This is a genomic window from Paucibacter sp. DJ2R-2 (assembly GCF_025717675.1).
Lineage (GTDB): Bacteria > Pseudomonadota > Gammaproteobacteria > Burkholderiales > Burkholderiaceae_C > Paucibacter_A.
This window is the reverse complement of record NZ_JAJIRT010000010.1, coordinates 67,565-90,109: the sequence shown is the minus strand read 5'-3', so window position 1 is coordinate 90,109 and position 22,545 is coordinate 67,565. Positions and strand designations below refer to the sequence as shown.

At 64.6% G+C, this 22,545-nt stretch carries 19 protein-coding genes, 1 tRNA gene and 1 pseudogene; 5 read left to right on the top strand and 16 right to left on the bottom strand.

What is annotated here, in order from left to right; genetic code table 11:
* Positions 1-69: 69 nt before the first annotated feature.
* From LNV28_RS20205 to uvrC, 5 genes and pseudogenes are all read right to left on the bottom strand, one after another.
* Positions 70-145: transfer RNA gene (locus LNV28_RS20205), tRNA-Val, on the bottom strand.
* A 44-nt stretch (positions 146-189) separates the two neighbouring features.
* Positions 190-468: pseudogene (locus LNV28_RS20200) on the bottom strand (HU family DNA-binding protein); the annotation flags it as partial.
* A gap of 234 nt (positions 469-702) precedes the next feature.
* Positions 703-1,269, bottom strand: a complete 567-nt coding sequence (gene pgsA, locus LNV28_RS20195) for a CDP-diacylglycerol--glycerol-3-phosphate 3-phosphatidyltransferase (protein ID WP_263520390.1) — start codon at positions 1,267-1,269, stop codon at positions 703-705.
* Positions 1,270-1,391: 122 nt separating this feature from the next.
* Entirely contained in the window at positions 1,392-1,784 is a 393-nt protein-coding gene (locus LNV28_RS20190) for a hypothetical protein (protein WP_263520389.1), read from the bottom strand.
* A gap of 181 nt (positions 1,785-1,965) precedes the next feature.
* On the bottom strand, positions 1,966-4,026 hold the full coding sequence (uvrC, locus tag LNV28_RS20185) for an excinuclease ABC subunit UvrC (protein ID WP_263520388.1): 2,061 nt from the start codon (positions 4,024-4,026) through the stop codon (positions 1,966-1,968).
* Between the two features lie 33 nt (positions 4,027-4,059).
* Between uvrC and earP the strand changes: the two genes are divergently transcribed.
* Both earP and efp read left to right on the top strand, forming a co-directional pair.
* The gene (earP, locus tag LNV28_RS20180; protein WP_263520387.1) at positions 4,060-5,127 is read left to right on the top strand and encodes an elongation factor P maturation arginine rhamnosyltransferase EarP; all 1,068 of its coding nucleotides are present in this window, start codon (positions 4,060-4,062) and stop codon (positions 5,125-5,127) included.
* A gap of 223 nt (positions 5,128-5,350) precedes the next feature.
* Positions 5,351-5,905, top strand: coding sequence for an elongation factor P (gene efp / locus LNV28_RS20175; protein ID WP_263520386.1), 555 nt, complete (start codon positions 5,351-5,353; stop codon positions 5,903-5,905).
* Positions 5,906-5,986: 81 nt separating this feature from the next.
* On the opposite strand, the gene LNV28_RS20170 is transcribed toward efp, so the two are convergent.
* Together LNV28_RS20170 and ilvB are read right to left on the bottom strand one after the other, a co-directional pair.
* Entirely contained in the window at positions 5,987-7,678 is a 1,692-nt protein-coding gene (locus tag LNV28_RS20170; RefSeq protein ID WP_263520385.1) for a GGDEF domain-containing protein, read from the bottom strand.
* Between the two features lie 167 nt (positions 7,679-7,845).
* Positions 7,846-9,660 (bottom strand): biosynthetic-type acetolactate synthase large subunit, encoded by a 1,815-nt coding sequence (ilvB, locus tag LNV28_RS20165; RefSeq protein ID WP_263520384.1) that lies wholly within the window; start codon positions 9,658-9,660, stop codon positions 7,846-7,848.
* Positions 9,661-9,760: 100 nt separating this feature from the next.
* On the opposite strand from ilvB, the gene LNV28_RS20160 reads away from it, so the two are divergent.
* Positions 9,761-10,222 carry an Lrp/AsnC family transcriptional regulator gene (locus LNV28_RS20160; RefSeq protein WP_263520383.1) on the top strand — a complete coding sequence of 154 codons (462 nt, stop codon included), beginning with the start codon at positions 9,761-9,763 and terminating at the stop codon, positions 10,220-10,222.
* A gap of 78 nt (positions 10,223-10,300) precedes the next feature.
* On the opposite strand, the gene LNV28_RS20155 is transcribed toward LNV28_RS20160, so the two are convergent.
* From LNV28_RS20155 to LNV28_RS20120, 8 genes are all read right to left on the bottom strand, one after another.
* On the bottom strand, positions 10,301-10,678 hold the full coding sequence (locus LNV28_RS20155; RefSeq protein ID WP_263520382.1) for a hypothetical protein: 378 nt from the start codon (positions 10,676-10,678) through the stop codon (positions 10,301-10,303).
* Between the two features lie 38 nt (positions 10,679-10,716).
* Positions 10,717-11,595 carry a 2OG-Fe(II) oxygenase gene (locus LNV28_RS20150; RefSeq protein ID WP_263520381.1) on the bottom strand — a complete coding sequence of 293 codons (879 nt, stop codon included), beginning with the start codon at positions 11,593-11,595 and terminating at the stop codon, positions 10,717-10,719.
* Positions 11,596-11,632: 37 nt separating this feature from the next.
* Complete coding sequence (yaaA, locus tag LNV28_RS20145; protein ID WP_263520380.1) at positions 11,633-12,418, bottom strand: peroxide stress protein YaaA; 786 nt, start codon at positions 12,416-12,418, stop codon at positions 11,633-11,635.
* 106 nt (positions 12,419-12,524) lie between these two features.
* Positions 12,525-13,883 (bottom strand): TolC family outer membrane protein, encoded by a 1,359-nt coding sequence (locus tag LNV28_RS20140; protein ID WP_263520379.1) that lies wholly within the window; start codon positions 13,881-13,883, stop codon positions 12,525-12,527.
* Positions 13,884-13,961: 78 nt separating this feature from the next.
* Positions 13,962-14,315 (bottom strand): rhodanese-like domain-containing protein, encoded by a 354-nt coding sequence (locus LNV28_RS20135; RefSeq protein ID WP_263520378.1) that lies wholly within the window; start codon positions 14,313-14,315, stop codon positions 13,962-13,964.
* A gap of 1 nt (position 14,316) precedes the next feature.
* Positions 14,317-14,970: a protein-L-isoaspartate O-methyltransferase family protein gene (locus LNV28_RS20130; RefSeq protein WP_263520377.1), complete on the bottom strand. Its 654-nt coding sequence runs from the start codon at positions 14,968-14,970 to the stop codon at positions 14,317-14,319.
* Positions 14,971-14,997: 27 nt separating this feature from the next.
* Complete coding sequence (locus LNV28_RS20125; RefSeq protein WP_263520376.1) at positions 14,998-18,186, bottom strand: efflux RND transporter permease subunit; 3,189 nt, start codon at positions 18,184-18,186, stop codon at positions 14,998-15,000.
* A 13-nt stretch (positions 18,187-18,199) separates the two neighbouring features.
* A complete protein-coding gene (locus tag LNV28_RS20120) occupies positions 18,200-19,360 on the bottom strand; it encodes an efflux RND transporter periplasmic adaptor subunit (protein WP_263520375.1) in 1,161 nt (386 codons plus the stop codon).
* A gap of 275 nt (positions 19,361-19,635) precedes the next feature.
* On the opposite strand from LNV28_RS20120, the gene LNV28_RS20115 reads away from it, so the two are divergent.
* Complete coding sequence (locus tag LNV28_RS20115) at positions 19,636-20,460, top strand: undecaprenyl-diphosphate phosphatase (protein WP_263520374.1); 825 nt, start codon at positions 19,636-19,638, stop codon at positions 20,458-20,460.
* On the opposite strand, the gene LNV28_RS20110 is transcribed toward LNV28_RS20115, so the two are convergent.
* A complete protein-coding gene (locus tag LNV28_RS20110) occupies positions 20,430-21,644 on the bottom strand; it encodes an acetyltransferase domain-containing protein (protein WP_263520373.1) in 1,215 nt (404 codons plus the stop codon). The two genes, LNV28_RS20115 and LNV28_RS20110, sit on opposite strands and share 31 nt — an antisense overlap.
* Before the next feature lie 82 nt (positions 21,645-21,726).
* Between LNV28_RS20110 and map the strand changes: the two genes are divergently transcribed.
* Positions 21,727-22,539 carry a type I methionyl aminopeptidase gene (gene map / locus LNV28_RS20105; protein WP_263520372.1) on the top strand — a complete coding sequence of 271 codons (813 nt, stop codon included), beginning with the start codon at positions 21,727-21,729 and terminating at the stop codon, positions 22,537-22,539.
* Positions 22,540-22,545 lie beyond the last annotated feature (6 nt).

The following is a 22,545-nucleotide window of genomic DNA, read 5'->3' as shown; positions in this document are numbered from 1 at the left end:
CCTTTGCGTGGGACGGCCTTCTAGGAGCCAAAGCCCACGTCCAGACAGGCTGTCGGACTCGGGCAATACTGGTGGGTGCTGACGGGCTCGAACCGCCGACCTGCGCCGTGTAAAGGCGACGCTCTACCAACTGAGCTAAGCACCCGGGTAAACCGGTAAAAAAACAAAAAACGAGGCTGACGCCGAACTTCAGTTGACCGCGTCCTTGAGGGCCTTGCCGGGCCGGAACTTCGGCACTTTGGCAGACTTGATCTTGATCGCATCGCCGGTGCGGGGGTTGCGCCCCGCACGCGCAGCGCGCTTGGTCACACTGAAGGTGCCGAAGCCTACCAGAGAAACGGAACCGTTCTTCTTCAGCGTGGTCTTGACGCCGCCAATCACAGCCTCCAGAGCACGGCCCGCAGCGGCCTTGGAAATGTCCGCCTGCTGGGCGATGTGTTCGATCAGTTCCGACTTGTTCAATTGTTTCCCCTCAAAAGGAAGTGCGTCCGCGCGGCACTTGCAGGCCTCGACTTTGCTGAGCTAAAGCAAGCCGGAGCTGGCCTGAAACTCGCGGGGAAACGGATTCTATGCGCATTCAGCCCACCCGCCTGACCGGGAAAAGCCCCGATACAAAAGACACCGTTCACCAACAGTGGCTACGCTGCTGAAGGGTTCGATCGCCCCGGACCAGCATGCGCGGCCTGCGCACGCAAGGCCTGCTCAACGCGCCTTGGCGCGGATCTCGGGCAGAGCTTTCTGTAAGTAATAAACCATGGACCAGATGGTCAAGACCACGGCCGCAAGCAGCAACCAAGTGCCCCACAAGCGGGTCGGCAGGATGCCGAACAGCAGGCCATCGAAGAGCAGAAAGGGTATCGCCACCATCTGCGCCATGGTCTTGAGCTTGCCCACCATGTGCACGGCGACGCTGCCCGAAGCCCCGATCTGGGCCATCCATTCACGCAGGGCCGAGATGGCAATCTCGCGGCCGATGATGACCAGAGCCACCATGGCATTGACTCGCCCGAGTTCCAGCAGGATCAGCAGCGCGGCACAGACCAACATCTTGTCAGCCACCGGGTCCAGGAAGGCACCAAAGGCCGAGGTCTGATTAAGCTTTCGGGCCAGGTAGCCATCCAGCCAGTCGGTCAGCGCGACCAGAATGAACAGCGCGGTGGCAAACAGGTTTTGGCTGTCTTTGCTCAGGTCCAGATAGAACACACCGACGACCAGCGGAATGGCGACGATGCGGGCCCAAGTGAACAGGGTTGGCAGGGTGAAGAACATGCGCCCATTGTGCCCAAACAAAACCGACGCCCCCCCACCTTTTCAGGCCTTTTGAGCCGAGACGCCGAGTGACCGGCTTGGCACGGGCCAGACTGTCTCTTTATTGCCGAGGCAGCGGGGCCTCAGTCCAGCGTTCGCGGCTTGAAATGGCGGTCGTCGTTGAACAAGAAGGTCTCGCTGAACTTCCAGGGTTCGGGCATGCGCGAGACATTGCCAAAGGGCGCAGCGCGATGCAAGGCATCAATGGCCAACTGCAAAGTGTCCGGCGCCTGTCCCGGACGGCGCAAGATGTTGATGCGCTTGATATGACCGTCATGGCGCAGTTCCACTTCCAACACCGGAATCGCCAGAAGCACGGCCGGCACCTGCCCCATATAGGTCATGTGAGGGTTGGCCGCGACCAGCCTCAATGCGGCCTGTTTGCGCAACTCGTCATGGTTGCGCACGGGGCCGGGTGGTGGCAAGCCAGTCTTGGCCGTATCTACGGGCTTGGGCGCCTCGCTCTTGTCCGGCAAAGGAGCCGGCGCCGGCGCTGCACTGGGGGCAGCAGCCGGTACTGGCGCCGGGGCGGGCGAACGCGGCCCACTGGAGCAGCCGACCAGCGCCAGCGCCAGCCCGATCGCCGCCCAGGCACAAAGGCGAGCCGACCCCACTCTAGCGAGCGTCCGGTCGCCCGCACCGCCACACATCACATCATCAGTGCAAGACACGATAGATCTCCTCTGCCAGTTCCTTGGAAACGCCCTTGACGCTGGCAATCTCTTCCACACTCGCGGCGGCCACGCCGCGCACTCCACCGAAGCGCTGCAAAAGTTGAGCGCGCTTCTTCGGGCCAATACCGGCCACATCCTCAAGCTTAGAGCCTCCGGTGCGCACCGCGGCCCGCTTGGCACGCATGCCGGTGATGGCAAAGCGGTGGGCCTCGTCTCGGATCTGCGCCACCAACATCAGCGCGGCCGAGTCACGCCCCAAATAGACCTTGGGCCGGCCGTCGGCGAACACCAACTCCTCGAGGCCGACCTTGCGCCCCTCGCCCTTCTCTACGCCGACGATCAAGGACAGATCCAGCCCCAGCTCCTCGAAGACCTCGCGCGCCATAGCCACCTGGCCGCGGCCGCCATCCACCAGCACCAGATCGGGCAGGCGCCCGGTGCCCAGCTGCGCGGCCTCGGCCAGCTTGCTGTAGCGCCGGGTCAGCACCTGACGCATGGCGGCGTAGTCGTCGCCGCCAGTGATGCCCTCGATGCTGTAGCGCCGGTACTGGCTGCTCTGCATCTGGTGCGCATCAAACACCACGCAGGAGGCCATGGTCGCCTCGCCCGCGGTATGGCTGATGTCGAAGCACTCGATGCGGAAAGCATCCAACTCCTGCACTGACAACTCCAGCGCATCGACCAGGGCGCGGGTACGCGCCTGCTGCGAGCCCTCTTCGGCTAGCAGGCGCGCCAAGGCCAGTTCGGCGCCCTTGACGCACATCTCCTGCCAGATGCGGCGCTGGCCGCGCGGCTGGGATTGCGTGGTGACCTTGTAGCCGGCCTGCTCGCTCAAGGCCTCAGAAAGCGTCTCGTCCACCAACTCGCTGAGCACGATCAGCGAGGGCACATGGGCATCGAGGTAATGCTGAGCCATGAAGGCCTCCAGCACCAGGCGCTCGGGGGAAAAGGCACTGAGCTGCTCGTCATCACCCAGGGAAACGGCAGTCGCCTCCTCGACATGTTTGGGAAAGAAGGCGCGGTCTCCCAAATGACGGCCACCGCGCACCATGGCGAGGTTGACGCAGGCGCGGCCGCCTTGCACCTTGGCTGCCAGGATGTCGACATCGCGGTCACGGCCGGTGGCGCTGTTCTCGTCCACCGACTGCTGCTGCAACACGCGCGCCAGAGCCTGGATCTGGTTGCGCACCTCGGCCGCCAGTTCAAACTGCAAGGCATCCGAATAGGCCATCATCTGTGCCTGCAGACCGTCCATCACCTCTTGCGTCTCGCCCAGCAAAAAGCGTTCGGCGTTGCTGACGTTGCGACCGTAATCGGCACCCTGCCCTTCCGGCACGCAAGGGCCGGAGCAGCGGCGGATCTGGTACAGCAGGCAGGGTCGTGAACGGTTGTTGAAGACCGTGTCCTCACAGGTGCGCAGCTTGAAGACCTTCTGGATCAGCTGGATCGACTCCTTGACCGCCCAGCCGCTCGGGAAGGGGCCGAAATAGCGATGGCGCCGGTCCACCGCGCCGCGGTAGTAGCTGATGCGCGGGAATTCATGGCCGCTGAGCTTGAGGTAGGGGTAGCTCTTGTCGTCGCGGAACAAGATGTTGAACTTGGGGTTCAGCGCCTTGATCAGATTGTTTTCCAGCAGCAGCGCCTCGGACTCGGTGCGCACCACCGTCGTCTCCAGGCGGGCGATGCGCGCCACCATCATGCCGATGCGCGTGCCGCCATGGTCCTTCTGGAAATAGCTGGAGACACGCTTTTTCAGATGCTTGGCCTTGCCGACATAAAGCACCTGATCCTGGGCATCGAAGTAGCGATAGACGCCTGGCAGCCCGGGCAAGGCGGCCACCTCTTGCAGGATGCGCTCGCGCTGCTCACGCGCCACCTGTTCGACCTGCTGCACCCGCTGGGCCTCGGCCTCCTCGACGATGCGACGCTCGGCCGCCCACTGGGTCTGGGCCTGCTCACCAAGGGCGCGGGCGTCCGGCGTCGCTGAGGCGGCATCCGTCTCTTGCTGGATATCGGGCAGGTTCTTGGAGTCAGGCACTGGCATGGCCCGCATTGTGCCCGCCTCGATAATCCCGGCATGAGTCTGAGTCCGAGCTTGGTGTGGGATCTGTTCTGCCGTGTGATCGACAACTTCGGCGATGTCGGTGTCAGCTGGCGCCTGGCCCGCGACCTGGCGGCGCGCGGGCAGCGCGTGCGCCTGTGGATCGACGACGCAACGCCGCTGCGCTGGATGGCGCCCAGGGGCTGGCCGCCCGGCATCACGGTCCACGACTGGCCATCCAGTGAAACAGAAGCCGAGGCTGGCGATGTGGTGATCGAAACTTTCGGTTGCGAGCTGCCTCCAGCTTTCGTCGCACGCATGGCCGCGCGCGCCAAGGCGCCCCTGTGGCTGAATCTGGAGTACTTGAGCGCCGAAGCCTATGTCGAGCGCAGCCACGGCCTGAGTTCACCGCAGTTCAGCGGCCCCGGACGCGGCCTGGGCAAGCGCTTCTTCTACCCAGGCTTCAGCCCGCGCACCGGCGGCTTGCTGCGCGAGCCCGGCTTGCTGAAAGCACAAAGCCAATTCGACGCCAGCGCCTGGTTGGCTGCCCTGGGCCTGCAGCGCCGGACGGGCGAGCGCATCGTCAGCCTGTTCGCCTACCCCAACCCGCGCCTCCCCGATTTACTCGCCACCCTGGCCGAACAGCCGACCCTCTTGCTGGTTTGTCCCGGCGCTGTTCAAGCGGAATTGCTGCAGCGCGAGCTGCCTGCCCCGCTGCGCCTGCATGCCCTGCCCTTCGTCAGCCAAGACGAGTTCGACGCCCTGCTCTGGGCAGCCGACCTCAACTTCGTGCGCGGGGAAGACTCGTTTGTGCGCGCCCAATGGGCGGGCAAGCCTTTTGTCTGGCAGATCTACCGCCAGGACGACGGCGCCCACGGCCCCAAGTTGAACGCCTTCCTGGACCTGTATCTGCAAGACGCAAGGGCCGAGCTGGCCGCGGCGACGCGCAGTTGCTGGCGCCGCTGGAACGAGCTGGAGGCCGGCCACTTGCGGCTGCCGGCCGCAGAAACCGCCATTGCACAGGCCCTGCACTGGCGTGCTCAATTGGCGCCCCAGCAGGACTTGTGCAGCCAACTGCTCGGCCTGGCTCACAAATCAAGCTAAAATATAGGGCTTTGTTGCGCCGCAAGACCGGGCACGACACCTCGATGAAGCCGTCAAAGGCTGGCATCTCAAGACAGCAGACCCTGCTTGTTTGACCGAAGTTCAGCGGACCCACGGGTCGTCTGACCCACATCAATCAAGCAATGGCCTGGGCCCCGAAGCAATAGCGCGTGATCAAGACGCCGGGCCATCCCGAAGAACTTCTCTCCAAATCGGAACACTCATGAAGATTGCTCAAGAAATCCGCGCCGGCAACGTGATCATGCACGGTAAAGACCCGATGGTCGTGCTGAAGACCGAATACAGCCGCGGCGGCCGCAATGCAGCCACCGTGCGCATGAAGCTGAAGAGCCTGCTGAACAACTCGGGCACCGAAGTCGTGTTCAAGGCCGACGACAAGATGGACCAGGTCATCCTGGAAAAGCGCGACTGCACCTACACCTACTTCGCTGACCCGATGTATGTGTTCATGGACACCGAGTACAACCAGTTCGAAGTCGAAGCCGAGAACATGGGCGACGCCCTGTCCTACCTGGAAGACTCCATGCCCGTGGAAGTGGTGTTCTACGACGGCAAGGCCATCTCGGTTGAACTGCCCACCTCTCTGGTGCGTGAAGTGACCTGGACCGAGCCAGCAGTCAAGGGTGACACCTCGGGCAAGGTCCTGAAGCCCGCCAAGATCTCCACCGGCTTCGAAATCCCCGTGCCCATCTTCGTGGCCCAGGGCGACAAGATCGAAATCGACACCCGCACGCACGAGTACCGCAAGCGCGTCTGAGGACGCAGAGCCTGGGCCCTCGCGGCCCGGTCGCTCGGAACAAAGCCAGGCCTGCTCACGCGGCCTGGCTTTTTTTGTGCTTCACGCCGGCGCGCCGTAAAAGCAAACCCGGTTGTGGCCTGAGTGCTTGGCCTGGTACATGGCCTGGTCGGCCTGTTTCAAGATCTCGGCCGGATCGACCTCGCCGGCACGGAACACCACCACACCAATACTGGCCGTGCAGGGGTAGCTGAAGGACTCGGCAAGCCCCTCCACCCCAGGTTCGAGTTCGAGGTTGGCAGCATAGCCATCCGACTGGTGGCGCAAGACATAGGGTTCGGCCAGCGCCTGTCTGACCTTTTCTGCGATGACCGCGGCTTGAGCGCGAGCAACCTCTGCCTCGCCGCTCAGCTCGACCGTCAGCACGACGAACTCATCGCCACCGAAGCGCGCCACGGTGTCCTGCTCGCGCACATTGCGCCGCAAGCGGCCGGCCGCCTCCACCAGCAGCTGGTCGCCGGCCACATGACCATGCCGGTCATTGAGCGGCTTGAACTGGTCCAAGTCGACGAACATCAGGGCGCTGTGACAGGTGCTGCGCTTGCTCATCGAGATGGCTTGGCCCAAACGGTCGATCAGCAGGCGGCGATTGGGCAATTGAGTCAGCGGGTCCAGCACCGCCAGCAGGCGAATCTGGTCTTCCATGTCCTTGCGTTCCCTGATCTCGGCCTCCAGTTGGCGCGTGGACAGCTCCATGCGCGCCGTCATGGCATTGAAGGCCTCCGCCACCTCCCGCAATTCACGCGGCCCCTCAGGCACCAGGCGTGCGCCGAACTCGCCGCTGTGGATCTGCCGGGTGATGCCCTCCAAACGCGCGATCGGCCGAGTGATGCGCCGGGCGATCAAAACGGCCATCAGAGTCAGCGTCAACAAGGCAGCCAAAGCCACGACCAAGGCCAGCACGGCACGGCGTCGGGATTCCGCATAGACCACCGTGGCCGGCACCCCGACAAAGGCGACCCAACCGGTCTCCGGCATGACTTGCACGGAAAAATAGCGCCGGACGCCATCAACGGCCAGGCTCTCGAACTCACCGCTGCCGATCTCGGCGATGCGGCGTGCGGCTTCTGAATTGGGCTTGCTACCGATCACACCCTCGGGATCGAGATTGCGCCAGATCAGCGTGCCATCACGCGCGATGAAACCGTAACGGCTCTCGGCCGGCAGCCACTGATCGGGGACATTGGGGTTGAAGCTGCTCAAGTCCAGCGGCAGGTAGACCGCACCGACCAGCTCCTGACGCGCATTGCGCACCGGGCTTGCCACGACCGAAACCCACTTTCCGGTGATCAAACCCTTGTGGGGCAGGCCGACCATGGGGCGAGGCTCGCGCAGAAACTCCTGGAACCAAGGGGTGTCCTGCACGCTGACCGCCTTGCCCCCGGGCAGGGGATGAGCCGAGCACAGCACCCGACCCTCGAGATTGGCATAGACCACATTGGCATAGGCCGGGTTCATAGACAGCAAGCCAGCTAGCGCCGGGTCGCATTGCTGCTCATCCATCAGCTGCACCTGTGGCCGCGCAGCCAAGCGTTCTAGGCTTTGCTGCGCCTTGCTCAAGCTGCCGCCGGTGTTGCGAATCATGGTCGCTGCCAAGGTCCGCAAGGAAGTCTTGGTCTGCTCCACCGTGTGCTGCATGTCCAGATATATACCCAGACCCAGCAAACCGAACACCGGCACAGCGGTGGCCAGGAAGAGCAGCAGCAAGTAGGTCCGTATTGACAGGGTCTGCATGAGCAACTGGCTGAAAAGCGCCGCCTTGGATCCGTGTGATCAAACAGGCGCCTTCAGGGCCGCACTGCTGTCACTGGCGCTTCAATTTAGCAGTTGCGGCAGGCCATGGCACGGGAACAAGTCGCTTCATCACGATCACAACAGCCGACGGCCAGCCGGATAGCGTGTCAAGACACGGGCTGATCTAAGCCGGGTTCCACATAGGCCTTGTTTTTGCCCAACCAGACTTCCTGATGGCCGGCGCCCGCCGGAATCATGGGGAAGCAGTTTTCTTCGGCCAGGACCTGAACATCGAGAAAAAACGGCCCCGCGCTGGCCAGGCATTGCTGCAACGCGGCGTCCAGGTCCTCGCGCCGTTCGACCCGCAGAGCCTGCCAGCCGAAGGCACGCGCCAGGGCCACGAAATCCGGCAAGGCCTCGGTGTAGCTGTGGCTGTAGCGGCCGCCGTGGATCAACTCCTGCCATTGCCGCACCATGCCCATGCGGCCGTTGTTGGACAGCACCAGCTTGACCGGCAGGCGGTGCTGCACGGCCGTCGACATTTCCTGGATGTTCATCAGCACCGAGGCGTCGCCACTGACGCAGACCACCAGCTCATCCGGGTATGCGATCTGCGCCCCCAAAGCGGCGGGCAAACCGTAGCCCATGGTGCCTGCGCCCCCCGAGGTCAGCCAGCGCCCGGGGGCCTCGAAGCGCAAATGCTGGGCCGCCCACATCTGATGCTGGCCCACATCGGTGGAGACGATGGCGCCCTGCCCCGGCCGCTGCTGCTCGGTGGCCTGCTGCAGCTGGCGCATCAAGGCCTGCGGCAGGATGGCGCCGACGCCAGGGTCATCAAAACCGAAACTATCGGCGGCACGCCAGGTGGCGATGCGCGCCCACCAAGCGCGCAGATCCAGGATTTGCGCCCGCCTGACCCAGCCTTGTTCCAGGGCAGCCAGCGTGGCCGCACAATCACCGGGCAAAGCCACATCAGCGGGCACCACCTTGCCAATGGACCCCGGGTCGATGTCCAGATGAATGACCTTGGCACCCGGGCAGAAGCTGTCCAGGCGACCGGTGACGCGGTCGTCAAAGCGCGCGCCAACACAAACGATCAGGTCGGCGTGATGCATGGCCAGATTGGCCTCCAGACTGCCATGCATGCCCAGCATGCCCAGCCACTGCGGGCTGGAGGCCGGGAACGCGCCCAAGCCGAGCAAGGTCAGGGTGCAAGGCGCAGCGGTGGCCCGAACCAGGCGCTGGAAACTGGCGCAGGCCGTGGCGCCCGAGTTGATCAGGCCACCACCACCGTAAAACACCGGACGCTGCGCTGCGGCCAACAAGTCGAGCGCTGCCGCAACGGCCTCAGCGTCGACACGCGGCGGCGGCAACTCGGCCTGGATCGGCGGCCGCCATTGCGGGGTCGGCAACGCCTGCAGCTGGATGTCCTTGGGAAAGTCGATCAGCACCGGGCCGGGTCGCTCGCCGCATGCGCGCCAGCAAGCCTCTTGCACCGTGGCCGCCACCTGCTCGACCGCGCGGATCTGCACATTCCATTTCGTCACCGGCTTGGAAATGCCCAGGGCGTCGCATTCCTGGAAGGCATCGGTGCCGATGGCCGTGGTCGCCACCTGGCCGCTGACGCAGAGGACCGGAATGCTGTCGCAAAGCGCATCCAGCAGGCCGGTGGTGGTGTTGCTCATGCCGGGCCCTGAAGTCACAAACACCACACCGAGCCGGCCGGTGCTGCGCGCATAGCCCTCGGCCGCATGCACGGCCGCCTGCTCGTGGCGCACCAGCACATGGTGCAGACGCGGCTCGGCATGCAGCGCGTCGTAAAGCGGCAGCACGGCGCCGCCGGGGTAGCCGAACACGGTATCCACACCGAGAGCCAACAGGCTGGCAATCAAGGCCTGCGCACCGTTGCTCGGGACGGCGGGCTGAAGAACCGGGGCGAGATCGAGATCCGCGGCGAACAAGGTTTCGGGCAATGCACTCATGCCAGCACTGTGCCCAAGAAGCGTCAGCAAAGGCTGCCGAATTTTTCCTTGAATCAGCAAGCCATAAGCAAAATTTGCTGCAGAGCTAAACTTCCGCAGCATGAAGCTCGATAAATTCGATTTCGCCATCCTGGCCTGCCTGCAGCAGGACGCCCGCATCAGCCTGCAGGAGCTGAGCGGCCGGGTTGGCCTGACCAGTTCACCCTGCTGGGCGCGCATCAAACGCATGGAGGAAGCCGGCGTGATCGAGGGCTATGCCGTGCGGCTCAATGCCGCCAAGATCGGCTTGGCCGACACCGTGATCGTGCAGGTGACTCTGGACAACCATTCCGACGAGGCCTTGTTCGAATTCGGCCGCGCGCTAGAGCAGATCCCAGAAGTGCTGGAGGCTTTCCTGGTCTCGGGCGACTACGACTACTACGTGCGCATCGCCGTCTCGGACACGCGCGACTACGAGCGCCTGCTGCGCGAGCGCCTGTACAAGATCCCGGGCATCCGCCACAGCAAGTCGAGCTTTGTGCTGCGGCAACTGAAGCAAAGCCAGCTGCCTTTGCGGAGCTGAGCGCCGAGACTCACCGCTCCTGCACTCAGGCCCGAAGTCTCCCGACTTCAGGCGCCTGACAAATGCAGCTGCCTGTCTTCAATGCGCCTTGCGCTTGGCCGCGGCCTGATGGGCCTTCTTCTTGCTGGTCTTGCCGCCCTTGGCCGCAGGCTTCTTACCCTTGGCACCGGACGCCTTGGCAGACGCTTTACTGGCCCCTTGGCCTGCAGCCTTGCCAGCCTTCTTGGCCGCCTTATTGGCCGCCTTCTTGCTCGCCTTGGCCGCCACATCTGGCGACGCTTGCTTGGCCGCAGCCGCCGCATCTTCCATCTGATGCAGGCCCACCACTGCCGGCGCCACCGGCTGGGGAGTCTGGATGACCGTGCCTTGACTGCTGATCTGGCTGTGCGCTGCACCGGCGCTGAGCGCGCCCAGCAGACCAGCGCACAGGGCGATGACGATGTTCTTATGGCTCATGACTTGCAACTCCTGAATCACTCTCAAATTCCCCTCATTCAAACAAACACGCCCTGACGGAGCCACTTGGTCGCCACCCATTTCTCGCCCTCGCGCACCGGCGCACCGCCGTGCAGGGTCAGGGTCTGGGGCTGCGGCCTGTCATAGCTGAAGAACACGGCATTGCCTTTGACCGGCAAGACATCGAGGCCAATGTCCGGAAAAATGGTGGCGCCGCCCGCAGTCGGCGTGTTGAGGTACATCACCAAGGTGCCGACCCGCTGACCACCGCGCTTGAGGATGGCCGGCGTGCTGCTCATGCCAGGGTCGAAGTAATCGTAATGCGGCAAGTACTCGGCACCAGGGCGGTAACGCAGCACCTGCAGGCCTTCGCCGTGATCGACCGGCCAGTTGATCAGCGCCGCCAGGCGCGCCTCGATGCGGCGGATCAGATCGTTCTCGCCACGCTCGAAAAACATGCCCTCGCTGGTACGCGCCGCATTGACCTCGCTGCCGCTGTCCTTGGCTGCCACCGTCTCCGAGCGGGCCAGGCGCGCCTCGGATTGGGCCACCATGGCGTCGCACTCTTCATCGGACAGCAAACCGCCGAACACCACCACGCGGGGGTGGCGCAGGCTCAGCAGCACGCGCACGGCACGGTCGCCAACCTGCAACACTGGCGCGCCGCGGCTCAAATCCGGCTCGGGCACCGGGCTGCCAGCGGCCGCGTCGCGCACCGCCTGACTGATGGTGGGATTTGCAGCCATGGGCTGAACCAGCGACGGATCCAAGGTCTGTGCCAAGGCTGTAGCGGCCACCGAGGCGTCCCAGCCGCTGCTTTGCATGGCGACCAGCAGTTGTTCCTGGCTGCAACCCTGGGCCAGCTGCGAGGCGATCCACTGTCGCAGATCGGCGGTGATCAGTTGTTGTGCACTCATGGTGAACTGAGGGACAAAGAAAAGGGATGGAAAACCTTCAATCGGCCTGACGACGACGGAACACCAGGCGCTCGGGTGTCGACACTTCGGCATGGTAGCGGTAGCCGTCGAGATTGAAGTCCAGCAGGCCAGCCGGCGTGTCTACACCCTCGGTGATGGCGAAGCGGGCCATCAGGCCACGCGCACGCTTGGCAAAGAAACTGATGATCTTGTACTGGCCGTTCTTCCAATCCTCGAACACGCACTCCAACACCCTCGGCTGCAAGGCCTTGCGATCGGCAGCCTTGAAATACTCCTGCGAGGCCAGGTTGACGATCACCGGCACCTGGCTGGACGCCGCGCGGGCGTTGAGGTGCTCGGCCAGTCGGTCGCCCCAGAACTGGTAGAGATTGCTGCCGCGCGGATTGGCCAAGCGGGTGCCCATTTCCAGGCGGTAGGGCTGCATCAAATCCATGGGGCGCAGCACGCCATACAGGCCCGAGAGGATGGCCACATGGGCTTGCGCCCACTGCAATTGCTCGGCATTCAAGGTCTTGGCCTGCAGGCCATCGTAGACATCGCCGTCAAAGGCCAGCACGGCCGGCTTGCTGTTCTTCTCGGTGAAGCGTGGGCGCCAGGCCTGGTAACGGGCCACATTGAGTTCAGACAAGGCATCGGACAGGTCCATCAGGCGGGTGATGTCCGCCGGCGTCTGGGTCTTGAGCACCTGAATCAATTCACTCGACTGAGCGGTGAACTGGGGCTGGCTGATCAGCGGCTTGAGGGCTTCGGGAACCGGGGTTTCATAGTCCAGTGACTTGGCGGGAGAGAGCAAGTAAAGCATGGCCGCTATTCTCGCCCAGCCACCATGACAGACCCGGGCGCGGCCAAGAAAAAGCCCGCCGGAGCAGCTAGCTCGGGCGGGCTGAGCAGGCCGGAGCCCGCAGCGTTTACTTGGCCAGCAGCTGATTCACGGCCGACACATCGTCAGGCTTGAGCTGGCCCGAGGCCTGGCGCAGCTTGAGGCTGGTCATGACCACGTCGTAGCGCGCCTTGGCCAGGTTTTGCTGGGTGTTGAAGAGCTGAGTCTGGGCATTGAGCACGTCCAGATTGACCCGCACGCCGACCTTGTAGCCCAGTTGCGTGGCTTCCAGCGCCAGCTTGGACGAGGACTCGGCCGCTTCCAGCGCCTTGACCTGTGCGGTCAGCGACTGCACGCCGAAGAAGGCACGCTTGGTGCCCTCGGACACGGCGCGACGGGCGTAGTCGAGGTCGTTGCGCGACTTCTCTTCCAAGGCCAGGGTTTCCTTGATGCGGTTCTGCGTGGCGCCGCCGGTGTAGAGCGGCAGGCTCAGGGTCACGCCGAGGCTGGCCGTGCCAGTCGTGCCCTTGAGCTGGGCACCGGAACCACGAGCATCCTGGGCGCCCAGAGTACCGTTCAAATCGACCGTCACGCCGTCAGCCGCGCGGGCCTTGCCGATCTCGAGCTTGGCCACATCGAGGCCAATGCGGGCCTTGCGAATCAGCGGGTGCATCTCTTCCGCTTGAGCGACCCAAGGATCCACGGTCAGCGGCGTCACGGCCGGCAGGGCCACGGGCACGGCCAGGGGCTTGGGCGTCACACCGTTACGACCGACCAGTTGGTCCAGGGTCACGCTCTTGATGCGCAGATCGTTCTCAGCCGCGATCTCGGTGGCCAGGGCCAGGTCGTAGCGGGCTTGCGCTTCGCGGGTGTCCGTGATGGTTTGGGTACCGACTTCGAAATTGCGCTTGGCCGAGGCCAGCTGCTCAGAAATCATGGCCTTGCTGGCGCGCGCCGTGCCGAGCACGTCTTGTGCACCCAACACATCGAAATAGGCTTGCGCGACACGCACGATCAGGTCCTGCTCGGCGCTCTCCAGGTCGGCCTGGGCAACGGTCAGACCCAGTTGAGCCTGGGCGATGGTCAGCTTGTTGCCCGGGTTGTACAAGGCGTACTTGCCTTGCAAACCGGCCGACAGCGTGCTGGCACCGACACGGCCGATTTTCGGCGGGTCGGTCTCGTCGCGCTTGGCCGTCACCCCAAGGCCAAGGCTGGGCCGCGCCAAGGCATCGGCCTGAGCCGCCTTGTACTGGGCCGAATCCGCCAGCGCACGGGCCGACAGAAACTGCGCATCGAAAGCGCGGGCCGCGTCGTACAGCTCCTGCAGACTTTGCGCCTGAGCGCTGCCAGCGCCGGCCATCAACAGCGCCAGCGCCATGCCGATACGGCTCAGGGCACGGCCCGGGTTGGAGGAATGGCGCGAATTAATAGCACGTGGGTCACGCATGAGCTTCCTTGTCAGCGATTAGCTTTTTGAGTCCTGAGCCGTGATCCTAGCGGGATGCACGCTTGTTGGGTTTGGTCATCAATAGCGCGGCACGCCAGGGTCCACCTGCAGCGACCACGCGTCAATGCCACCGGCGAGGTTATAGACGGAATCGAAGCCCTGGCGCTGCAGAAATGCGACGACTTGCTGACTTCGCATGCCGTGATGGCAATAACAGACGATGGATTGCAGGCGGTCGAGCTCGTCCAGACGCTCGGGCAGCTGCCCCATGGGAATCAACAGCGCCGGTACGCCCTCGATGCGAATGCTGGCCAGCGCCGCTTCCCAGGGCTCACGCACATCCAGAAGCAGCGGCAAGCGCGCCGCGTCCGCCCCAGGTGCGCTGCGCGCACACAGCGCGTGAAAATCAGTCACGCTCAGCGAGGGCTGCATCTCAGAACTGGAAGCTGCTGCGCTCGGCGAAGCCTTGCAGGCGAGCTGCCACGGTGTCGAAGAGCTCGGTCGTGCGGTAGTTCTTCTCGTCCACGCGGGTGATCAGCTGGGCGCGCATCACCGGCTCTTCGCCCACGATGGCGGCCAAGCGGCCTCCGACCTTGAGCTGAGCCAGCAGCGCCGCCGGCACCTCGGCCACCGAGCCCGACAGCAAGATCACGTCAAACGGAGCTTCCTTGGCCAAGCCTTGGGAGCCATCTTGCTCCAGCACGGTCACGTTGAGCACACCGGCGCGCTTGAGGTTGAGCGTGGCCTGGGCAGCCAGCTCGGGGTTGATTTCCAGGCTCAGCACGCGCTGAGCGCGGTGGCCCAGCAGCGCGGCCATGAAGCCACTACCGGTGCCGACTTCCAGCACCTTCTCATGGCGCGCCACCTTCAGCTCTTGCAGCAGGCGGGCCTCGACGCGCGGGGCCAGCATCCGCTGGCCGCCGGCCAGGGCCACTTCGGTGTCCATGAAGGCCAGGCCCTTGCTGGCCGGCGGCACGAAATCTTCGCGCTTGACCACGGCCAGCAGCTGCAGCACGCCAGCGTCCAGCACGTCCCAGGGGCGGATCTGCTGTTCGATCATGTTGAAGCGGGCTTGTTCGATGTTCATCTCAGTCAGTCTTTCCGTGTTGTGCTGTCAATCCGCGGCGGCGGCGTCGGCCATGCCCGGTACAGCGGGAATTCTATTTCCTGTCCAGCGCCGTTTCGCCCAGGCGGCCAGATCGTCCAGATAGCAATAGATCACCGGCACCACCACCAAGGTCAACAGCGAGGAGGTGATCACCCCGCCAATCACCGCCTGCCCCATGGGCGCGCGCTGCTCGGAGCCCTCGCTCAGAGCAAAAGCCAGGGGCACCATGCCGAAGACCATGGCCAGGGTGGTCATCAGAATCGGCCGCAGCCGCACATGGGCCGCATGCAACAAGGCCGCCTCGCGCTCCATGGGTTCCTGATCCACCCCGTTGCCATGCTGGCCGGCCCGCGAGCGGATGGCGAAGTCGATCAAAAGAATGGCGTTCTTGGTCACCAGACCCATCAACATGACGATGCCGATGACGCTGAACATATTGAGCGTGGAGCGGAACAAGAGCAGCGCCAGGAACACACCCACCAGGGTCAGCGGCAGCGAGCTCATCAGCGCCAGCGGCTGCAAGAAGCTCTTGAACTGGCTGGCCAAGATCATGTAGATGAAGACCACGGCCAGGCCCAGTGCGCCCACGGCGTACTGGAAGGACTCGTTCATATTCTTGGTCGAGCCGCCGAAGCTGTAGCGGTAACCAGGCGGGAAGGCGGTCTCGTCCAACACCTTCTTGATGTCGGCCGACACCTCACCCGAGCTTCGACCCAGGGCGTTGGCGTCGATGGTGATCTCGCGCGCCATATCGCGGCGGTTGATCTGGTTGGGCCCGGTCGAGGCCTTCACATCGGCCAGCTGAGACAGGGCCATCACCCGCGGCATGCCGTCGGCGGCAGCCGGCAGATTGATGGGCATGCGCTGCAAGTCAGTCAGAGAGTCGCGACTTTGTGGACCTAAGCGCACCAGCACATCGTAGTTCTCACCGTCCGAGGCGCGCCAGTTGCCCACGGTGGTGCCGGCCAGCAAGGTGCGCAGCGTGCCCGCCAGAGCATTGACGTTGAGGCCGGCATCAGCCGCCACATCGCGCTTCACCTCGACCGACACCGTCGGCTTGTTGGGCTTGAGCGTGGTGTCCAGGTCCACCAGGCCGGGGATCTTCTGCAGCCGCGCAACCACCTGCTTGGAGATGCGCTCCAGCTCGCCCAAGTCGCTGCCCTGGATGGAGAACTGCAAGCTCTTGCCGCCGCCCAGATCGGTCTGGCCGATGTTGGTGACGGTGATGCCGGGCACGGTGGCCAGGCGCTGGCGCATCGGTTCAGCCAGATCGGCCACGCTGCGCTGGCGATCCTTGCGGTCCACCAGGCGCACGTAGATGGCACCGTAAATCTTGCCGGCAGCAAAGCCGCTGTTGATGGTGGCCACGGTGTAGCGCACCTCGGGCAGCTCGCGCAGCAAGGCGTCGATCTGCTTGGCGCGCGCCTCGGTCACCTCCAGGGCCGAGCCCACGGGCGTGTAGAAATTGATCTGCGTCTCCGACAGGTCGGCCTTGGGCACGAACTCCTTGCCCACCCCGGCCAGCAGCACAAAGCTGGACAAGAAGGTCGCCAGCGCGATCAGCAGGGTTGCGCCCTTGTGGCGCAGCGACCAGGCCAGAATGCGCTGATAGCCCGCCGACAACCAGTTGGTGAAGCGGTCCACCGCGCCGGTCACACGACCCAAGGTCTTGTCGTAGAGCGTCACCGGCGGCCCGCGGTGCACGCCATGCGCCTGCGGGTCATGCCAGACGCTGGACAGCATCGGGTCCAGGGTGAAGCTCACAAACATGGAGATCAGCACCGCCGCGACGATGGTGATGCCGAACTCATGAAAGAACTTGCCGACGATGCCGCCCATGAAGCCGATGGGCAGGAACACCGCGACGATGGACAAGGTGGTGGCCAGCACCGCCAGGCCGATCTCGGCCGTGCCATCGAGCGCCGCCTGGCGCGGCGTGGCGCCCATCTGCACATGGCGTACGATGTTCTCGCGCACGACGATGGCGTCGTCAATCAACAAGCCCACGCACAGGCTCAGCGCCATCATGGTGATGTTGTTGATGGTGAAACCGAAGGCATACATGAACAAGAACGTGCCGATCAGGGCGATCGGCAGGGTCAGGCCGGTGATGACGGTCGAACGCCAGCTGTTCAGGAACAGGAACACGATCAGGATGGTCAGCGCCGCGCCTTCGAACAGGGTGCGTTTGACATTGGCCACCGAGACGCGAATCGCTCGCGAGTTGTCGCGGTTGACCTCGACCTTGACGCCCGGCGGGGTCAGGTCTTGCGCGTCTTTCAGCGCGCGCTGCAGGCCATCGACCACCTCGATGGTGTTCTCGCCCTGGCTCTTCTGCACGCTCAGCAGCACCGTGCGCTGGCCGTTGTAGAGCGCCAGACTTTCCACCTCCTGCGGGCCGTCCACCACATCGGCCACCTGCCAGAGCTTAACCGAAGCGCCGCCCTTGCGTGCCACCACGATGTCGCGGAAGTCCTCGGGCCGCTTGAGCCGGGCATTGATCTGCACCACCCGCTCTTGCTCGAGCGAGCGCAGATTGCCCATGGGCAGTTCCTGGTTCTCGCTTCGCACGGCGGCCAGCACCTGATCCACCGTGATGCCCAGCGCTTCCATGGCCTGCGGGCGCAGCTGCAGCTGGATCTGACGCTGCAGGCCGCCCACCACGCTGACCGAGCCCACGCCGCGCACATTCTCCAGGCGCTTTTGCAGCACCTGGGTGGCCCAGGTGGTCAGCTCTTGCGTGCTCTTCTTGCCGTCTTCCGAGAGGATGGCGACGTTGAAGATGGGCGTGCTCTGCGGGTCGAAGCGCGAGATGCGCGGGTCCTTGACCTCATCGCGCAGATTCGGCCGCATCAGCGCCACTTTCTCTCGCACATCCTCGGCGGCCTTGCGGCCGTCGACATCGAGGTTGAACTCGATGATGACCACCGAGCTGCCCTCGTAGGAACGCGAAGTCAGGGCATTGATGCCGGCCACCGTGTTGACGGCCTCCTCCACCTTCTTGGTGACTTCGCTCTCGACAATCTCGGGCGAAGCGCCCGGATAGTCCATCTGCACCACCACGGTGGGGAAGTCGATATTGGGAAACTGATCGACCGACAGGCGCTGGTAGCTGAACAAGCCCAGCACGACAAAGGCCAGCATGACCATGACGGCCATGACGGGGTTCTGGATGGAAACGCGGGTGAACCACATGGCGGCGACCCGATCAGCGTGAGGCGGCGGCAGGGGCGGAGGCTGAGACCGCCGCGTTGGCTGGCGCCCGACTCACCACGGTGCCCTCCGGCACCTGGCCGGCCGAGAGTGCAAGCAGCAGCGCCCCAGCAGCCACGCCGCTGCGCAGCTCTTGCACCGCCACGCTGCGGCCACCGAACAAGCCTTCGCCGGCCTGCCCCAGCTCCACGGTCTGGGCCTTGACCCGGCCGTCGACCACTTGCAAGACATAGGGCTTGGCCTTGTCCAGGCGCAGGCTGGAGGCGGGCGCGACCAGGGCCTCGCGTTCCTCGAGCAGGATGCGGCCGCGAGCGAACATGCCCTGACGCAGGCCCGGTCGGCCGTCCAGGCGCAGATAGACCATGACCGCACGCGAGCCACTCTGCGTGGCCGGATTGATGCGCGCCACCGTGGCCGGCACCGGCTCCGCCAGACCTTCGATCTGCAACTGCGCCAGGGCACCGGGCTTGAGCCCGACGCTGAGCTCCGGCGCCACGGCCGCTTCCAGATCCAGCTGGCTCAGATTGACGATTTCCAGCACCCGGCCGTCCAGGGCCAGGCGCTCGCCGGGCTGGGCCAGGCGCTGCGCCACCTGGCCGGCAATCGGCGAGATCAGCTGGGCATCAGCCTTGGCCTTGCGCGCCAGGCCGACCGCAGCCTCGGCCGCCTGCAGAGTCGCACGGGCACCGGCAGCGCTGGCGCTGGCGGTCTCCATGGCAGTGGCGGAGATGAAGCCCTGAGCCACCAGGGCGCGGTTGTTGTCCAGATTGCGCTGGGCGATGTCCAGCTGCGACTTGGCCGCGGCGGCATTCTCCTGGGCCTGGCGCAGGCGCAGATCCACCTCGACCGGGTCGATCTGGCCCAGGGCCTGGCCGGCTCGAACCGTGTCGCCTTCGCGCACATCAAGCCGCAGCAACTCACCCGCCACCTTGGCCTTGATCAGCACGGACTCGCGAGCCTTCAGACTGCCGCTGATTTCCAGGGTTTGGGAAAAACGCTGCTTTTGCACCTGAAGCAGGTCCATCTCGGTCAGCATGAGCGCCGGCGGCGTCTTGGCTGCGCTTGCACCCGCTGCGCCGGGCTGACGGCTCTGCATCCATTTGCCGCCCAGGGCGAGCAGAACAATCAAGCCCAGCACGGGCACAGCAATCTTCATCCAAGGCTTCATGCGCGGAACACTCTCAGGCAAGACGCGGCAGTGGCCGCGCGAACAGCATTGCAACTTCTGCCAGTCAGACAGCTGGCGATGGCCGGGCCGCAGCATACCCAGCAGGAGCCGGGTGCGCTGGCAGCGACGGCCCCGATTGTGAGGCAGGCTCGCACGGTCAGCAGGTAAAGAATCTTATGCGGGCTCAGTCAGCCCGCCCGAAGCGCTGAAACCCGGGCGGGCTATCATCGCGGCCATTTCAAAACCGAGAGGGAGTGCCCTGCGTGGACATCGTTTTGCTGATCAAGGCCGCCATCATGGGCATCGTCGAGGGGCTGACCGAGTTCCTGCCCATCTCGTCCACCGGACACCTGATCCTGACCGGCGCCCTGCTCGGCTTCGACGATGCCAAGAGCAAGGTCTTCGACATCGCCATCCAGACCGGCGCCATCTTCGCCGTCATCCTGGTCTACTGGCAGCGCCTGCGTGAAGTGGCCACAGGTCTAGGCTCGGATGCCCGCGCCCGCCGCTTCACCCTCAATGTCGCCATAGGCTTTCTGCCGGCCGTGATCCTGGGCCTGCTGTTTGGCAAGGCCATCAAGGCCCATCTGTTCACACCCACCGTGGTGGCCAGCACCTTCATCATCGGCGGCTTCATCATCCTCTGGGCCGAACGCCGCCAGCAGGCCGCCGTGCGCATCGCCCATGTGGACGATATGACGCCGCTGGACGCGCTCAAGGTCGGCCTGATCCAGTGTCTGGCCATGGTGCCGGGCACCAGCCGTTCGGGCTCCACCATCATCGGCGGCATGCTGATGGGCCTGTCGCGCAAGGCCGCGACTGACTTCTCCTTCTTCCTGGCCATCCCGACCCTGATAGGCGCCGGCGCCTACAGCCTGATCAAAGAGCGCGCCCTGCTCAGCATGGCCGATGTGCCCATGTTCGCGGTCGGCCTGCTGTTCTCCTTCATCAGCGCCTGGGTCTGCGTGCGCTGGCTGCTGCGCTACATCTCCAGCCACAGCTTTGTGCCCTTCGCCTACTACCGCATCGTCTTCGGCGTGATCGTGCTGGTGACGTCCTACTTCGGCATCATCGTCTGGAAGGACTGAGTCCGGCTCCGCTGCCAGCGGCTCCAGGCCCGACACAACACCCACATCAGGCCCAGCACGCCCAGCCAGGCGCCGTAACAGACCCACAGCGAGGGCGCATAGCCGGCCGGCATGTGTGCCCCGTCGCTGGGCAAGGCGCCGTAGCGCAGCCAGTACCAGGCGCCCGCCAGCCCATGGATCATGGCGATGTGCAGCAGGTAGAAAAACTGCGCGTGGCGGCCGAACAGCATCAGCGGCGCGGGCGCTTGCAAACTCCCGCCCTCCATCGCTCGCTCCAGCAGGGCCAGCGCGGCCAGGGTGAAGGCCCCGGTGATGGCCAAGTAGAGCAGCGAGGGCGGGTATTTGTGCACGTCGATGAAGGCCAGGGCCTCATGCCAGAGCGGCCGGCCCTGGGCCACCCAGGGATGCGGGTCGCCGTAAAGACCCGTGGCACGCAGCAGCACAAAACCCAGCAACAAGCCCAGGGCCGCCAGCAGCAGGAAGCGTTGACGCTGCGCCGCCGGCCAGCGAAGCAGCGGCCCGAGCGCATAGCCGGCCGCCATCCAGCCGATCCAGGGCATCAGCGGATACACCACCATCACCCCCGGCCCGGCGGCGGCCGGCTTGAAGTAGCCGCCCTGGTGCCAGAGCATGAAGGCCCGGCTGGCACCCTCGCCATGCCAGGCATCGAGCAGGTTGTGCGGCAGGATCAGGCCGGCGGCCACGGCGATCACGGCCCAGCGCGGCAGCCAGATCAGCAGGCCCAGCGCCATCATGGCCACGCCGATCGCCCAGATCACTTGCAAGATCAGGGTCTCAAAACCAAACTGCCAGCTGAAGCTGACCCAGCTCAGCTCCAGCAGCACCAGCAAAGCACCCCGGCCCAGCAGATAGCGACTCATGTCCGCACGGCTGTGCCGCTGGCCGCGCAGCCAGGCCGACATGCCTGCCAAGAGCACAAAGGTCGGCGCGCACAAATGCGTGATCCAACGCGTCAGAAACCAGGCCAGGCTGCTCTGACTCAGGTCCAGCGGGTTGAAATTCAAGGGGGCGAAGAAGTCGCGCGTGTGGTCCAGCGCCATCAGCGCCACCACCAAGCCGCGCAGCAGATCGATGGCGCTGAGCCGATGGGCCGAGGGTCTGGCGCCGGTCTCCGAGGGCTTTAAACCCGCGCCTCCCGAGGCGGCCTCGCTTGCCTGTCTCATCGCTGCCCCCTCCCGTCGCCGCGGGCAAAGCCGCGATGGTAGGCAGGGCAAGGCGCCGGCGCAGCACGTAAAATCCCTGCCCATGACGATCACGATCAAATCCGGCGCCGACATTCCGGCCTTGCGCATTGCCGGGCGCCTGGCCTCCGAGGTGCTGGACATGCTGACCCCGCATGTCAAACCGGGCATCACCACCGAACAACTCGACAAGCTGGCGCATGACTACATCGTCAATGTCCAGCAAGCGATTCCCGCGCCGCTGAACTACACGCCGGCCGGCTACATCCCCTACCCCAAGTCCATCTGCACCTCGATCAACCACCAGGTCTGCCACGGCATTCCCAATGACCGGGCGCTGAAGAACGGCGACATCGTCAACATCGATGTCACCGTGATCAAGGATGGCTGGCATGGCGACACCAGCCGCATGTTTGTGGTCGGCGAGGGCTCGATCGCCGCCAAGCGCCTGTGCGCCTTTACCTACGAGGCCATGTGGAAGGGCATCGCCAAAGTCAAGCCCGGCGCTCGCCTGGGCGACATCGGACATGCCATCCAGAGCTATGCCGAGAGCAACGGCTTTTCCATCGTGCGCGAGTTCTGCGGCCACGGCATCGGCCAGGTCTTCCATGAAGAGCCGCAGGTGCTGCACTACGGCCGCCCCGGCACGCTGGAGGAGCTGGTGCCTGGCATGGTCTTCACGATTGAGCCCATGATCAATGCCGGCCGCCGCGAGATCAAGGAAACCGGCGATGGCTGGACCATCGTCACCAAGGACCGCTCGCTGTCGGCCCAGTGGGAACACACGCTGATGGTCACCGAGACCGGCTACGAGGTCTTCACTCTGTCCGAGGGCAGCCCCGCCCTGCCCGCCTTCATCACCAGCACCTGCACCTGAGAGGCG